Consider the following 14,644-nt stretch of genomic DNA (forward strand, 5'->3'; position numbering starts at 1 on the left):
TTCCCCGCCTCCCGGCTCTCCCCCCCTCCCCCCCCCCCCCGCCCCCCGCCCTCCCCCGCCACGCGCGCCCCACCCCCCCCCCCCCCCGCCCGCGGCCCCCCCCCCCCCCCCCCCCCCCCCCCCGCTTTTCGTTGGACGGCCGGTCCACTTCTGAGTTGTGCAGCCACTGTCGTGCAGCCACTGTCGTGCAGCCACTAGTCGTGCTGCCACTCAGTCGTGCCAGGGCGCGATCGGGTTGCCCTGCCAACGGGTGTGCGCGGGCACCACGTCGCCACGCATGACCAACGACGCCGGGCCGACGGTCGCAGATTCGCCGAGTCCTGACGCCGGTAGCGCGACGCAGTGGGGTCCGAGCGTCGCACCGTCGGCGAGGACTACGCGGTCGATGGCCATGACCCGATCGTGGAACAGGTGCGTCTGTACGACACAGCCGCGCTCGACGGTTGCGCCCGCACCCAGCGACACGAGGTCGGCCTCAGGGAGCCAATAGGTTTCGCACCACACGCCCTTGCCGATCTGTGCGCCGAGGAGCCGGAGCCACAGATTGAGGATGGGGGTTCCGGTCGCGGCGTTGGCAAACCACGGCGCTGCAACCGTTTCGACGAAGGCATCGGAAAGCTCGTTGCGCCACACGAAAGAACTCCACAGCGGATGTTGGGAGACCTCGATACGTCCGACGACGGCCCACTTCGCCGCTGCCGCAATGCAACACGCGATGGCGCCGCACAACACCAACAGCAGGCCGCTGACCAGACCGGCGATTACGTAGTTCGACTGCTGGGCGATGTATTGCAGGCTCAACAGCATGAAGATGCCGAGCCCGAACGAGATCATCACCGGGATCAATCGCAGCGTCTCGATCACTGCGCGTGCCACTTTGAGGCGCATGGGCGGATCGAACGTCCTCGACGTGTCGGTTTCCGCGGCGGTGCGTCGAAGTCGAATCGGCGGACTACCAAGCCAACTCGACCCCGACTTCGCTCGGTCGGGAGCGGCGGACAGCACTGCGACGAGACCGTTCTTGGGCACCTTGCGGCCGGGCGCGGCCATTCCGGAGTTGCCGAGGAACGAGCGTTTGCCGATCTTGACGTCGTCGATGTGCATCCAGCCGCCGCCGAGTTCGTACGAGGCGACCATGGTGTCGTCGGCGAGGAACGCGCCGTCGGCGATGGTCGTGAATTTAGGCAGCACCAGGGCGGTCGAAATCTCGGTTCCCTTACCGACTTTCGCGCCGAGGATGCGGAACCACCACGGTGTCAGCAGCCCGGCATAGAGGGGGAACAGGTAGGTGCGGGCGGAGTCGAGCAGCCGCTCGGTCATCCACACCTGCCACCCCGCGCGGGAACGCACGGGGTAATAGCCCTTTTCCAGACCGAGTGACATCGCGCGCACGAGGACCGCGGTGATCGCGGCGAATACCGCGAGGCTCACGATGGCCGCGGCGGGTAACAGGATCAGCGAACGGATCGCGACGTCGCGGAGCCGGTCGGCGTGCAGCGCCCATGTCCCGATGACGAGTAGGCCGACTCCCAGCGAGATCAGGGGGATGGCGGCGAGAACCATCGAGGACAGTCCGTAGACGGGCACCCAGAAGCTTGCGCGACGGGGACGGTGATCGGGCCACGAATGCGTCGCCTTACCGATCTTCACAGCGGGCGACCCGGCCCAGTGCTGCCCGGCCTTGACCCGACCGAACACCGCGGAACCCGGACCCACCTCGGCGTCTTTGCCGATGACGGCGCCAGGAGCCAGCGTCGATCGCGCACCGATTGTCGCACCGCGTTTGATGACGATCTCGCCGATGTGGACGAGGTCGCCGTCGATCCACCAGCCAGCAACGTCGACCTCGGGTTCGACGGACGCGCCGTCGCCGATGGTCAGTTTTCCGGTGACCGGCGGGATCGTGTGCAGGTCGACGCCGCGCCCCACGGACGAGCCCAGCGCGCGTGCCAGATAAATCATCCACGGCGCACCCGACAGATTGGCGGCGCCACTGGCGACAAGGAGTCGCTCGGCGACCCAGAGGCGGATATGCACGTTGCCGCCGCGGGGATAGGTACCCGACTCGACGCCCCCGAGCAGGATGCGCGATCCGATCGCGGCGATGACCATCCGACCGGGCGGAGTGATGAACACCAGGAACGCGACGAGCACGACCCACCAGTTGACCTCGACGAGCCAGGGCACCGAGACGTCGAGTCGGCAAGCGGTCCACGCACCGACGTTGTTGACGACGCCGAGCCACGTCGCCCACTGCAATCCGGTCAGCGTCGACAGCGGCACCGACAGGAGCAGCTGCGCGAAACCGGTGGCAGCGGGTGTCGGTTTCACCTCACGCGGGTCGACGACCTCCGCGGCCGCGGTCTCGCCGAGGAACTCCGCGAGTGAGCCCAGCCGCGGATGGTCGTAGAGGTCGGCGACAGTGATTTCCGGGTAGCGCTCGCGCACGGCCGTCACCAATTGCGCAGCGGCGAGCGAGCCGCCGCCCTCGGCAAAGAAGTCGGTCTCGGCACTTGTCACGGTTGCGCCGAGGACATCGGTCCACCGCGCGGCCAGCCATGCTTCGGTGCCGCTGAGGTCGCTCGCGTCCTCCTCGTCGGAGTTGTCGGCGCCCGGTAGCGGCCACGGTAGGGCGTCGCGGTCGACCTTGCCTGACGTTCTGGTCGCCAGTTCGTCGACGAGCGCGAGTCTCGGGACCATCGGTGCGGGAAGTTGTTCTGCGAGAAGGCGATGCGCGTTCGCTACGTCGAACTCGGGCTCGGGGGAGACGAGGTATCCGACGAGCAGACTGTTGCCCGCGGCCGTCTTTCGCACCGCGGTTGCCGCGCCGCTCACGCCGGGAAGGTGCTGCAGTGCGTTGTCGATCTCGCCCAACTCGATCCGCCTGCCGCCGACCTTGACCTGATCGTCGGCGCGGCCGCCGAATACCAGACCCTCACGGTCGAGGCGTACCAGATCGCCACTGCGATAGGCGCGCTCCCAGCCGAGAGTGGGCATGGGAGCGTACTTTTCGGCATCCTTGGCCGGGTCGAGATAGTGGGCGAGCCCGACGCCGCCGATGATCAGCTCACCGGTTTCGCCTTCGGCAACGGGCAGTCCGTCTGCTCCGACGACGGCGAGATCCCATCCGGGTAGGGGCAGACCGATGCGGACCGGACCCGGTCCGCCAAGCAACGCTGCACACGCGACGACCGTCGCCTCGGTGGGGCCGTAGGTGTTCCACACCTCGCGGCCCTCGACGGCGAGTCTGTCGGCGAGTTCGGGCGGACACGCCTCGCCACCGAAGATCAACAGCCGGACGGCTTCGAGCGCCTCCGGTGGCCAGAGTGATGCGAGGGTCGGCACCGTCGACACGACGGTGATGTCGCGGGCGACGAGCCACGGCCCGAGGTCCATGCCGCTGCGCACCAGCGACCGAGGCGCGGGAACGAGACACGCACCGTGTCGCCACGCGAGCCACATCTCCTCGCACGAGGCGTCGAAGGCCACCGACAGGCCCGCGAGTACGCGGTCGCCCGGGCCGAGTGGTTCGTCGCGGCAGAACATCGTCGCCTCGGCGTCGACGAATGCGGCGGCGTTGCGATGCGTGACCGCGACGCCTTTGGGAGTTCCGGTCGATCCCGACGTGAAGATGATCCACGCGTCGTCGCCTGGGGTCGGGCGGTTGGCGTCCGGCGAGTCGGCTGTCGATGTTGCGCCGGTGGATACCGAGTCGGGAGTAGTCGAGTCGGGAGTACTTGCGTCCGGGGAGGAAACGGTGAGGGACGTGGCGGCTGGGTCGGGCGATGCGCCGTCAGTGACGTGTATCCCGTCGGCGTCGGCGATCGCGTCGACCTTCGCTTCGCCGAACACGAGAGTTGCGCGTTCTTCCGGGTCGTCGGCGTCGACCGGAACGTAGGCGGCTCCGGCGTAGAGCACCGACAGGATCGCGGTGTAGAGATCGCGTGAACCGGACGGCATCCGGATGCCGACCCGCGAACCACGGCGTACCCCGAGTTGCGCCAACCGCGCCGCGCCGCGTCGTACTACCGCACTGAGCTGCGAATATGTCAGGATTTGGTCGCCGTCGTCGATGGCGGGAGCGTCGGGATGCCGTGCGGTGGTGGCATCGAGGATGTCGCACAGCGTGCGCGCAGGCGCCGCCTTGGCCGACAGCAGAAACTCGGCGGGGATGGAGTGTGGCAACCCGAGTGGACTCGGATCCGTCTCGATCACGCCGGGTACCGCCGATACGCGAGAGCGAATGTTGACCCTGATGCGGATGCGTGCGCATCACATGGTGTCGCTGACATGGCTGCTGTGGAGTGTCCTAGCTCTCTGATTCGCGCGGCTGGTGAAATGGCGCTCGGAACTCGCGGCGCGAGACTGTCGGTCTTCCGAAACGGGTGTAGCTTCACATTCATCGGTTCCGAACACACTGTAGGTAATTGCCGGGTAGGTATTGGCACTGTAGGTGGTCGCACTGTGGGAAAGCCCCTCGTGGGAAGACTCTGTGCAGGAATACTAGCCAGGGGATTCCGGGCCGTGGTTGCCGTCGACGCCGCCACACGATTCTGATCGCGCATCACTTTCTCGCGGTTGGGTTGGGGTGAGGAGAAACAGCATGCCAATTGTGCATCACCGAAAGGCGAGTGCGCTCTCGTACCCACTGTGGTTTGCGACTCGCGCACTCTTGAAACCGACGCTCGCGCTGTGGCCGCTGAACCGGCCGGGGATGGCGGGGCTCTTCTTGATCGACCGCCTGTTCGCCGGCGCGCCCGAACCGCGGCACGTCGTTCGCGAGCGGATGGAACTCGCGGGCCGTCCCACCGAGGTGGTCATGCCGAGCGGACCGTCACGACGCGACGCCGACACCGCCATCCTCTATCTGCACGGCGGCGCATTCGTCGTCGGTGGTCTCGGTACGCATCGCTCTATCGTCGGTCGACTCGCGAAGGCGTGCGCACTGCCGGTCTTCTCGCTCGAGTACCGCCAGCTACCGAAGGTGGGTGTCGGGACGTCGGTCGACGACGCCGTGGCCGCCTACCGCGAACTGCTCAGTGAGTGGGGATATCGACGGTTGATCGTCGCGGGCGACTCCGCGGGTGGGTTCCTCGCCATGAAGGTCGCCGAGGGCGCGCACACTGCCGGTCTTCCGACGCCTGCTGCCCTCATCGGGTTCTCTCCGCTGCTCGACCTCGATCTGGGCACCAACCCCGATCGCAGCAGCCGCTCCGACGCCTATCTGCCGATGGGCAAGATGGCGCGGCTCGTCCCGCTGCTCAACAGGGGGCCGATTCCACTGCGCGGTGCTCGTCGCGCCGCCGACATCGACGCCGAGGCGTTCCCACCGACCGTGATGATCACGGCTGAGAACGAGATGCTCGAAACCGACGTGATCGAGCTGGTGGAACGGCTCGATGAGGCCGGTGTCGACGCCGTCGCGCACAGTTATGCGTGGCAGGTGCACGCGTTTCCGGTCATGAACGCCCGTCACGCCGAGACGCTGCACGCCGTCGAGACGACCGCCGCCTTCACCACGCAGGCGGTCCGCGACGCCAAGGCCGCCGACGACCGCGACGCCAAGGCGGCCGGCTGAGCCGAGCCCGGCTGGTCGAGCTGAGCCCGCTGGTCGAGCTGAGCCCGCTGGTTGAACCGCTTGCCGCCGGTTGAGCCACTCGCCGCGGCTGGTTGAATCGCTCGCCGCCGGTTGAGCCACTCGTCGCCGGTTGAGCCCGGCGCGAGCGAAGCGAGCACCGGAGTCGAAACCACTCCGCCCCACGTCGAGCGCCCAACCTCGTGGTCGTCGACATGGCGCGGCGTCGAACTGCCATAGTGGAGTGGCGCGGCAGACATCCCGCGCGGCGTCGACAAACAGGTGGTGGACAACGGTGAGTGCGACTGGGTCACATTCGACTGGGGCAAGTAGGACCAAGACGGTCGGAGAGCTCTTCGGCTTTGACAGACTGATCGACGACCAGGAGCGGGCGATCGTCGACACCGTCCGCTACTTCGGCACCAAACGTCTGCGCCCCCACGTCGGCCAGTGGTTCGAGGACGGCACCCTCCCTGTTCGAGACCTCGCCCGTGAGTTCGGCAAGCTCGGCCTGTTCGGGATGCACCTCGAGGGCTACGGCTGCGCTGGAACGTCGGCAACCGAGTACGGACTCGCGTGCCTGGAGGTCGAGGCCGTCGACTCCGGTCTGCGTAGCTTCATGTCGGTGCAGGGATCGCTCGCGATGTACGCAATCCGTGCCTTCGGCAGCGACGAACAGCGCGAAGAATGGCTGCCCAAGATGGCTGCGGGCGAGGCAATCGGCTGCTTCGGCCTGACCGAGCCCGACTTCGGCTCCAACCCGGCGGGCATGCGGACCGTAGCGAAGCGCGACGGAGACGACTGGGTCATCAACGGCTCCAAGATGTGGATCACCAACGGCAGCGTCGCCGACGTCGCGATCGTCTGGGCGCGCACCGATCTCGAAGAGGGCTCGCGCGGAGTGCGTGGATTCGTCGTCCCGACGGATACCCGCGGATTCCGGTCGATGGTGGTCAAGCACAAGCTGTCGCTGCGGGCGTCGATCACGGCCGAACTGTCCTTCGAGGACATGCGGTTGCCCGCGTCGGCGATGCTCCCGGGCGTGACCGGCCTCAAGGGTCCGCTGAGTTGTTTGAACGAGGCGCGGTTCGGCATTGTCTTCGGTGCGGTCGGCGCCGCGCGCGACTGTCTGGAGAGCGCGCTCTCTTACACTGCCGACCGCGAGGTCTTCGACAAGCCGTTGTCGGGATACCAGATCAGCCAGACCAAGATCGCAGACATGGCGCTCGAGGTGGGCAAGGCATTCCTGCTCGCCATCCAGCTGGGGCGCATCAAGGACGAGAGCAAGATCGCACCCGAGCAGATCAGCCTCGGCAAACTCAACAACGTCCGCGAAGCCATCGCTGTCGCCCGCGAATGTCGAACCCTGTTGGGCGCCAACGGCATCACACTCGAGTACCCGGTGATGCGGCACGCCAACAACCTCGAATCCGTGCTCACCTACGAAGGCACGAGCGAAATGCACCAACTGATGATCGGCAAAGCGCTGACCGGACAGGACGCCTTCCGGTGACCAATCCCCAGTTCCAGCGCGCCGCACAGGGTTTCTCGCGCGGCATGGTGATCTTCGGCTCCGTCGTGCTGATGGTGTGCGTCGCGCTGCTCGTCGTCAACTGGTGGAGCAACCACCAGTGGCTGTGGGTGGTACTCGGTATCGCGATCATCGTCGTGAACATCGCGATGGTTGGGTTGACGTTCCGCAAAGCCAAACTCGCCCCGCCCATTCCGGACCGCGACGACGACGAGGACTAGCCGCCGATCAGCCCGGCTCCGCCCCCGCTCACCCCGCTAGTTGAGTAGGTCCGCCCCTTCCGCTGAAGGTCCGCCGATTCCGCTGGTCGAGCAGCCCGCCCACCCCGCTGGTTGAGCAGCCCGCGAGCGTAGCGAGCAGCCGCGTCGAAACCACTACGCGCTCAACGTCTCCGGGCAGCACTCCGCCTGCTGCTCGGAGCTCCCGTCGGCGAACTGCGTGCGGTAGAGCTGCGCGTATCTTCCGTTGGCCGCCAACAGTGTTCGGTGATCACCACGTTCGACGACGCGCCCCGCTTCGATCACCACGATCTGGTCGGCGGCGCGGATCGTCGACAACCGGTGCGCAATGACGATCGACGTGCGCCCCTCCAGTGCCTCTGCCAAGGCTTCCTGAACTGCGGCTTCCGACGTCGAGTCCAGGTGTGCGGTCGCTTCGTCGAGGATCACCACGGCGGGTTGCGCCAACAGAAGTCGGGCGATGGTCATGCGTTGACGTTCGCCGCCCGACAGTCGATACCCGCGTTCGCCGACGATCGTGTCGAGGCCGTCGGGCAGACTCGCGACCAGTTCGTCGAGGCGTGCGCGTCGCAGTGCGTCCCAGATCGCATCGTCGGATGCATCGGGTTGAGCCAGAACGAGATTCGCGCGGACGGTGTCATGGAACAGATGTCCGTCTTGGGTCACCAATCCGACACTCCGGTGCACCGATTCGCTGCGCAGATCTCGCACGTCGACGCCGTTGAGGCGGATGGCGCCCTCGTCGACGTCATACAGGCGGGTGGCCAGACTCGCGATCGTCGACTTGCCCGCGCCGGAACTCCCCACCAGCGCGACCATCGAGCCCGCCGGGACGTCGATGTCGACGTCGTGCAGCACCTGGGTCCCACCCCGACTGTCCAATTGCGCAACCTCTTCCAGCGAGGCCAGCGAGACCTTGTCGGCCGAGGGATAGCCGAAGGAGACGTGGTCGAATCGCACGCTCACACCGTCGTCGCAGTCGGGGACGTCGGTGGCGTCGGGCTTGTCGTCGATCAGGGGTGCGAGGTCGAGTACCTCGAACACCCGCTCAAAACTGACCAGCGCACTCATGATTTCGACTCGCGCGTTGGCCAGCGCCGTGAGTGGCGCATACATGCGGGTCAACAAAAGTGCCAGTGCCACAACGGCTCCCGCGGAGAGATGTTGATGCACCGCAAGCCAGCCACCGAGTCCGTAGACGAGCGCGAGAGCCAACGCCGACACCAATGTCAGTGCGGTGATGAACACACCCTGCAGCATGGCTCGTCGCACACCGATGTCACGGACTCTGTCGGCGCGCGTGGCGAATTCACGACTCTCCAACGTCGGACTGCCGAATAGCTTCACCAGCGTCGCGCCCGGTGCCGAGAAGCGTTCCGTCATCTGCGTCGACATCCGCGCGTTGTGCTCGGCGGCCTCATGGGACAGGGTGGCCATCCGTCGAGCCATGCGTCGTGCGGGAATCACGAAGACAGGCAACAGAACCAACGCCAACAGTGTGATCTGCCAGCTGATCGCGAACATCACGCCGAGCGTCAACGCCAACGTCACAATATTGGACACCACACCCGAAAGAGTGTCGCTGAACGCACGTTGCGCGCCGATGACGTCGTTGTTGAGTCGACTCACCAGCGCGCCGGTTCGGGTACGAGTGAAGAACGCGACGGGCATCTTCTGGACGTGGTCGAAGACCGAGCGGCGCAGATCCAGGATCAGCCCCTCGCCGATGTGCGCCGACAACCAGCGCGTGCCGATTCCCGCGGCCGCCTCGGCGACGGCGATCAGCGCGATCAACACCGCGAGTCCGACGATCGTTCCGCCCGACCCGCCCTCGCTGATGAGGTTGACCACGCGCCCGGCCAGAATCGGGGTCACGACGGTCAGCACCGCGGTGCACACCGACAGCGCGAGGAACACGCCGATACGGGCGCGGTGTGGGCGCGCGAAGGTCATGATGCGGCGCAAGGTGCTGCGTCGGTCACCGCGCAGCCGCTTGCGCGACGGCGAGTTCGACGACTTGTACATCATGTCCCAGGCGACGGACTGCATACTCATGACGTCCAGAGTAGAAGCTCAAGTTAGGTTTAAGTCCAGCCGAGCGTTGCGCTCATAGCGGACGAGCCCCGGCATCCGCATGACCCGAGCCTCTGGACTCATACCCACAGCGATGTCATACCCACACGCGAGAATGTGAGTCATGGCCAAGATTTATCCGATCGACGACTGGGACTCGATGCTCGCGTGGGTCGCCGAGTCCCTCGACGATCAGCCGCCCGGTCTCGAGTTCAGTCTCGGGCCCAAAGATGTCCGGTTGGCCGATGACTGGGACGAGTTGGAGGCTGAAGTCGAAGAGGACGATCTCGACATCGACGACGAGGTCGACTTCGCCGCGCCAGACGCCGTCTGTGTGCAGGTCTACGTCCTGACTGACGGCATCTTTCTGGTGCGGAGGTCACGCACCGCGCTGCGGACACTGCGCTTCGTCGACCACGACGCGTCGACGATGCCCATCGACATCTGGCAGGACGACGATCCGTTCGACGATTGCACCGACGGCTACCTCTACACCCGCGACCGGCTACTCGCCGCAGAGGCGTGCATCAGTTGGTTCCGTGACAACTACGAGGCGCCTGATCGGGCCGACCTCGGCTGTCACTACAGCTACGCCGTCGAACTTCCCCGCGGGCGATCCGCCGACGCGATCACCCCGTGAGCCGCGTGCTGAGCCAGCCCGCGACGTCACTGCGCGCCACCGCGGCCGTCGACGTCGAGTGGTGCGTGAAGCCGTGTGGCGACGCGGGGTACACACGTAGCTCGACCTCGTTTCCCGCATCCGCGAGCCGCGTCGCCATGGCGCGGTTGTCGTCGACGAGGATGTCGTCGGAGCCGACGACGAGCAACGCCGGCGGTAGGTCGTGGAGGTCGCCGAAGATCGGCGAGATGTCGGGTGGCGTCCGATCGTCGACGTGGCCGAGGTAGGCGCCGAGGAAGTACTCGTCGGCGATCAGTCTGCCCGCGCGCGTCGTCGCGCTCAGGTCGTAGGTGCCGAACTGCAGTGCAGCGCCGCAGAATCGATGTGCAAGTCCGGCGTCACGCAGGCGAAGCAGAGTGGTCATCGCCAGTGTCGAGCCCGCCGAGAAGCCCATGAGTGCCAGTCGGTCAGTGCCGAATTTCTCTGGCGCGTGATCGATCAGCCACTGAGCGGCGATTTCACAACCATCGGGCGCTGCGGGCCAAGGGGTTTCGGGAGCAAGGCGGTAGTCGACGCCGATGACCGCGACGCCGAGGGCATCGGCAAGCTCACGATTCCACATGTCGTCGTAGGCAGCCGCTCCGAAGTAGAAGCCTCCGCCGTGCAGACTCAGGATCGCTCCGCGCGGCGGCTCGGTCGGCGTGATCACTCGCACCGGCACCGACTGTCCCGCGAATTCGGCGATGAGGTCGACGGCTTCCGGGTCGCGCGGTGCAGGATGCGCCGCGCGCTGCTCGCGAAGCCGATGAACCTCGACGTCGCTCTGGGGCCCACGCTTCGTGCGGCGCGGGTCGAGTTGTGTGGGATCCACGGGTACAAAAATGTACCCCTGGATCCCACGCAACTGTCGGACCTGTTCCCTGAGTACGTTGGATCACATAGACGGTCGTCGGCAGTGAGGTGAAGGCATGGCACAGCAACTCAAGCTCGGATACAAGGCCTCGGCGGAGCAGTTCGCGCCCCGCGAGCTGGTGGAGATCGCCGTGGCGGCCGAGGAACACGGCATGGACTCGGTCGCCGTCAGCGACCATTTCCAGCCGTGGCGCCACAACGGCGGCCACGCGCCGTTCTCCTTGTCGTGGATGGCTGCGGTCGGCGAGCGCACCAAGCGCGTACAGATCGGCACGTCGGTCCTGACCCCGACCTTCCGCTACAACCCCGCCGTCATCGCGCAGGCGTTCGCGACGATGGGCTGCCTCTATCCCGACCGCATCATGCTCGGCGTCGGCACCGGCGAGGCGCTCAACGAGTACGCCACCGGATTCCAGGGCGAATGGCCCGACTTCAAGGAGCGCTTCGCTCGTCTCCGTGAGGCCATCAAGCTCATGCGCGAGCTGTGGACCGGTGAGGAGGTGACCTTCGAGGGGGAGTACTACCACACCAAGGGCGCCTACATGTACGACCTGCCCGAGCATCAGATCCCGGTCTACGTGGCCGCGGGCGGACCGGTCGTCGCACGGTATGCGGGCCGCTCTGGCGACGGCTTCATCTGCACGTCCGGCAAGGGTCCCGAGCTCTACACCGAGAAGCTCATTCCGGCCGTTCGTGAGGGTGCGGAGAAGGTCGACCGGAACTTCGCCGAGATCGACCGCATGATCGAGATCAAGATTTCGTACGACCCCGATCCGCAACTCGCACTGGAGAATTGCCGCTTCTGGGCGCCGCTGTCGCTGACCGCCGACCAGAAGAACAGCGTCAACAGCTCGACCGAGATGGAACGCCTTGCCGACGAACTGCCCATCGAGCAGGTCGCCAAGCGGTGGATCGTCGCATCCGACCCCGACGAGGCCGTCGAAAAGGTCAGGTTCTACACCGACGCCGGACTCAACCACCTGGTCTTCCACGCGCCGGGCCACGATCAGCAGCGCTTCCTCGACAACTTCGAGAAGGATCTCGCCCCGCGGCTGCGCAAGTTGTCCGTCGCCGACTGAGTCGAGCCCAGCGAACCCAGCGCAGAAAACCACGCGCCCTGGGCTGTTGACCTGTACCGGTACACGTCGACTGCCCAGGGCGTGTACTTTTCTGCGGACCCCCGGGGCCCGCGCCTCACGCCCCGACCAGCGTGCCGTGTGTGCGCCGAGCCTGCTTCCGCACCAGTTCGACGACGCGGTCGGCGGCGCGGTGCTCGCGAATACTGTGGCGGCGTCGAATCGAAATCGCCCGGCGCGGAGTCGGTTCGGCGATCGGCACCACGCGGACCGAGTCCGGAACGTCGACAAGCGCCAGCGCCGGCACCACGGTGAGCCCGACCCCGGCGGCGACGAAGTTGATCGCGGTCAGGTAGTCGTGCGTCTCCACACCGAAGCACGGGCTGAAACCCGCTGCGGTGCAGGCACGAAGTAGTGCTTCGCGGCAGGGGCCGCGCGCGATGTCGTTGTCGATCCAGACCTCGTCGGCCAACTCGCGCAGCAACACGTGATCCCTTGTTGCATAAGGGGAGTCGGGTGTGACCACCGCGTGGTAGGCATCCGAGACGAGTGGCATGACGTCGAAATCGTTCGACGACGAGCTGCCGATCACGGCTGTGACGTCGTCGATGCCGATCTCCACATCCGGCGGCGCGACGAGGGGGTCGGTGATCTCGAGGAGTCGAAGGTCGAGTCGCAGCGCAGGGAATTCTCGGCGGATCTGCGCGACGACCGTCGGCATCCATTCCGCACCCGCGGACCCGAAGTAGGTGACGCGCAGCGTGCCCGCCCGCCCCTGCCGTAGATCGGCGACGAGCCCCTCGAGCCGCGCGAAGTGGTCGAAGATGCCCTCGGACTCCGCCGCCAACGTTCGTCCCGCCTCGGTGGCGACGATGCCCCGGCCGTCGCGCTCGACCAGCGCGAGTCCGGTCTCGCGCTGCAGCGTCGCCAGGTGCTGGCTCACCGCGGAAGGCGTGTACCCGAGAGCCGACGCTGCGCCACCGACGGAACCCTCCGCAACGACAGCTCGGAACACTCGCAGACGATGTGGATCGATCACGCCCGTGAATATACAGCGGTACTCAAGAGTCGTGTAGAAATATGAACTTGTCCTGAATTGTCCTCGGGCAGATCATTGATGGCATGACGCGTCGAACCCCCGATCTCGCCACCATCGCAGCCACGGTCACCGTGCTCCTGTGGGCGTCGGCCTTCATCGCCATCCGGTCGGCGGGTGCATCGTTCTCGCCCGGTGCGCTGGCATTCGGCCGACTGGCGACAGCTGTGGTCGCACTCGTGCCGATCGTGGTGATCATGCGACGCCGCAACGGCCTCGGGCGCGGACTCCCGCCGCTGCCGCGCGGCCGTGGCCTGGTGCTGGTGATCGTGTACGGCGTCGCGTGGTTCGCGCTCTACACCGTGACGCTCAACTGGGCCGAACAGCATCTCGACGCCGGCACGGCGGCTCTGCTGGTCAACTTCGCGCCGATCCTCGTCGCGGTGTTCGCAGGACTGTTCCTCGGCGAGGGGTTCTCGCGCCGACTCCTCATCGGCATCGGGGTGGCATTCGCAGGCGTCGTGCTGATCACAGTCGGAGGGTCGGGCCCACACGCGGATTGGCTGGGCATCGCGCTCGGACTGGCCGCAGCCGTTCTCTACGCGAGTGGCGTGCTGGTGCAGAAGGTCGCACTGACGCACATCGACGGCCTGTCGGCAACATTCTGGGGAGTCATGGTCGGCGCGCTCGCGACCCTGCCGTTCGCTCCCGCCGCGGTGCGGGAGGTTGCCGCGGCACCCGCCTCCGACATCACCGCGATGGTTTTCCTCGGCGTCGGACCGACCGCGATCGCGTTCACCACCTGGGCGTACGCGCTGTCACGCACGAGCGCGGGCGCAATGGCAGCGACAACGCTCGTCGTGCCCGCCCTGGTGATCGTGCTGTCGTGGCTGCTACTCGGCGAGGTTCCGACCCCGCTGCGGATCGTCGGAGGCGTGCTCTGCCTCGCGGGCGTGGCGATGACACGCGGGTTGATCCTTCTGCCGATGCGCAGAGCGCGCGCCTCAGCCCTGAGAGTATCGCGCGGACCCGCCGTCTCGAGTGGGCCCGTCGAGAGTCAGTTGCAGGAATGCAAGGTCGAGCCATGATCCGAACTTCGTCCCGACCTGTGGCAACAATCCGACGCGTGTGAAGCCCAACCGCTCGTGAATCCGGATCGATCCTTCGTTGGCGGCGTCGATGGCAGCGACCATCACGTGGAATCCGTCGGCACGTGCACGGTCGATCAGCGCGTGCATCAGCGCCTGCCCGGTGCCTTTTCCGCGCTGATCCGATCGCACGTACACCGAATGTTCGACGGTGTGCCGATACCCGTCGTGCGGCCGCCACGGCCCGTAGGTGGCGTAGCCGACGACCTGCCCATCCGTCGACGAGTCCTCGACCGCGACCAGCACCGGAAACCCTGCATCCTGGCGCTGCGTCAGCCACGCCAGCCGGTTCGCGTCGTCGACGATCTGTTCGTTCCAGATCGCGGTGGTGTTCTCGACGGCGTCGTTGTAGATGGGCGTGATGCCGGGGACGTCGCCTGCGCGCGCGTCACGAATCTCCATGGGCGCCGAGCCTAGGGCATGGGTCCGCGTGAG

General features: G+C 66.5%; 11 protein-coding genes. 6 read left to right on the forward strand and 5 right to left on the reverse strand.

Features of this window, described 5'->3' with window-relative positions; genetic code table 11:
* Positions 1-210: 210 nt before the first annotated feature.
* Positions 211-4,215 (reverse strand): Pls/PosA family non-ribosomal peptide synthetase, encoded by a 4,005-nt coding sequence (locus A5777_RS03320; protein WP_197502278.1) that lies wholly within the window; start codon positions 4,213-4,215, stop codon positions 211-213.
* A 388-nt stretch (positions 4,216-4,603) separates the two neighbouring features.
* On the opposite strand from A5777_RS03320, the gene A5777_RS03325 reads away from it, so the two are divergent.
* The 3 genes from A5777_RS03325 (at position 4,604) to A5777_RS03335 (ending at position 7,327) form a co-directional block, all read left to right on the forward strand.
* Positions 4,604-5,578, forward strand: a complete 975-nt coding sequence (locus tag A5777_RS03325; RefSeq protein ID WP_064861613.1) for an alpha/beta hydrolase — start codon at positions 4,604-4,606, stop codon at positions 5,576-5,578.
* 292 nt (positions 5,579-5,870) lie between these two features.
* Positions 5,871-7,088: an acyl-CoA dehydrogenase family protein gene (locus A5777_RS03330; protein WP_064861614.1), complete on the forward strand. Its 1,218-nt coding sequence runs from the start codon at positions 5,871-5,873 to the stop codon at positions 7,086-7,088.
* Positions 7,085-7,327, forward strand: coding sequence for a hypothetical protein (locus A5777_RS03335; protein ID WP_005209066.1), 243 nt, complete (start codon positions 7,085-7,087; stop codon positions 7,325-7,327). The genes A5777_RS03330 and A5777_RS03335 overlap by 4 nt, the downstream gene beginning before the upstream one ends.
* Positions 7,328-7,480: 153 nt before the next feature.
* Here the strand turns inward: A5777_RS03335 and A5777_RS03340 are convergent, their stop codons facing one another.
* Entirely contained in the window at positions 7,481-9,400 is a 1,920-nt protein-coding gene (locus tag A5777_RS03340) for an ABC transporter ATP-binding protein (RefSeq protein WP_064861615.1), read from the reverse strand.
* Positions 9,401-9,542: 142 nt separating this feature from the next.
* Between A5777_RS03340 and A5777_RS03345 the strand changes: the two genes are divergently transcribed.
* Positions 9,543-10,058 carry a hypothetical protein gene (locus A5777_RS03345; RefSeq protein ID WP_064861616.1) on the forward strand — a complete coding sequence of 172 codons (516 nt, stop codon included), beginning with the start codon at positions 9,543-9,545 and terminating at the stop codon, positions 10,056-10,058.
* On the opposite strand, the gene A5777_RS03350 is transcribed toward A5777_RS03345, so the two are convergent.
* Complete coding sequence (locus A5777_RS03350) at positions 10,048-10,908, reverse strand: alpha/beta hydrolase (protein WP_082933528.1); 861 nt, start codon at positions 10,906-10,908, stop codon at positions 10,048-10,050. The two genes, A5777_RS03345 and A5777_RS03350, sit on opposite strands and share 11 nt — an antisense overlap.
* A gap of 97 nt (positions 10,909-11,005) precedes the next feature.
* Between A5777_RS03350 and fgd the strand changes: the two genes are divergently transcribed.
* Positions 11,006-12,028: a glucose-6-phosphate dehydrogenase (coenzyme-F420) gene (gene fgd, locus A5777_RS03355; protein WP_064861618.1), complete on the forward strand. Its 1,023-nt coding sequence runs from the start codon at positions 11,006-11,008 to the stop codon at positions 12,026-12,028.
* A 115-nt stretch (positions 12,029-12,143) separates the two neighbouring features.
* Here fgd and A5777_RS03360 read toward each other — a convergent pair whose 3' ends face one another.
* Positions 12,144-13,064, reverse strand: a complete 921-nt coding sequence (locus tag A5777_RS03360; protein WP_064861619.1) for a LysR family transcriptional regulator — start codon at positions 13,062-13,064, stop codon at positions 12,144-12,146.
* A gap of 83 nt (positions 13,065-13,147) precedes the next feature.
* Here A5777_RS03360 and A5777_RS03365 point away from each other — a divergent pair, with 83 nt between their 5' ends.
* Positions 13,148-14,149 (forward strand): DMT family transporter, encoded by a 1,002-nt coding sequence (locus tag A5777_RS03365; RefSeq protein ID WP_197502279.1) that lies wholly within the window; start codon positions 13,148-13,150, stop codon positions 14,147-14,149.
* Here A5777_RS03365 and A5777_RS03370 read toward each other — a convergent pair.
* Complete coding sequence (locus A5777_RS03370; protein WP_064861621.1) at positions 14,066-14,611, reverse strand: GNAT family N-acetyltransferase; 546 nt, start codon at positions 14,609-14,611, stop codon at positions 14,066-14,068. The two genes, A5777_RS03365 and A5777_RS03370, sit on opposite strands and share 84 nt — an antisense overlap.
* Between the last annotated feature and the right edge of the window lie 33 nt (positions 14,612-14,644).

The sequence above is a fragment of the Gordonia sp. 852002-10350_SCH5691597 genome (assembly GCF_001665715.1).
In the GTDB taxonomy this organism is placed as follows: Bacteria; Actinomycetota; Actinomycetes; order Mycobacteriales; family Mycobacteriaceae; genus Gordonia; species Gordonia sputi.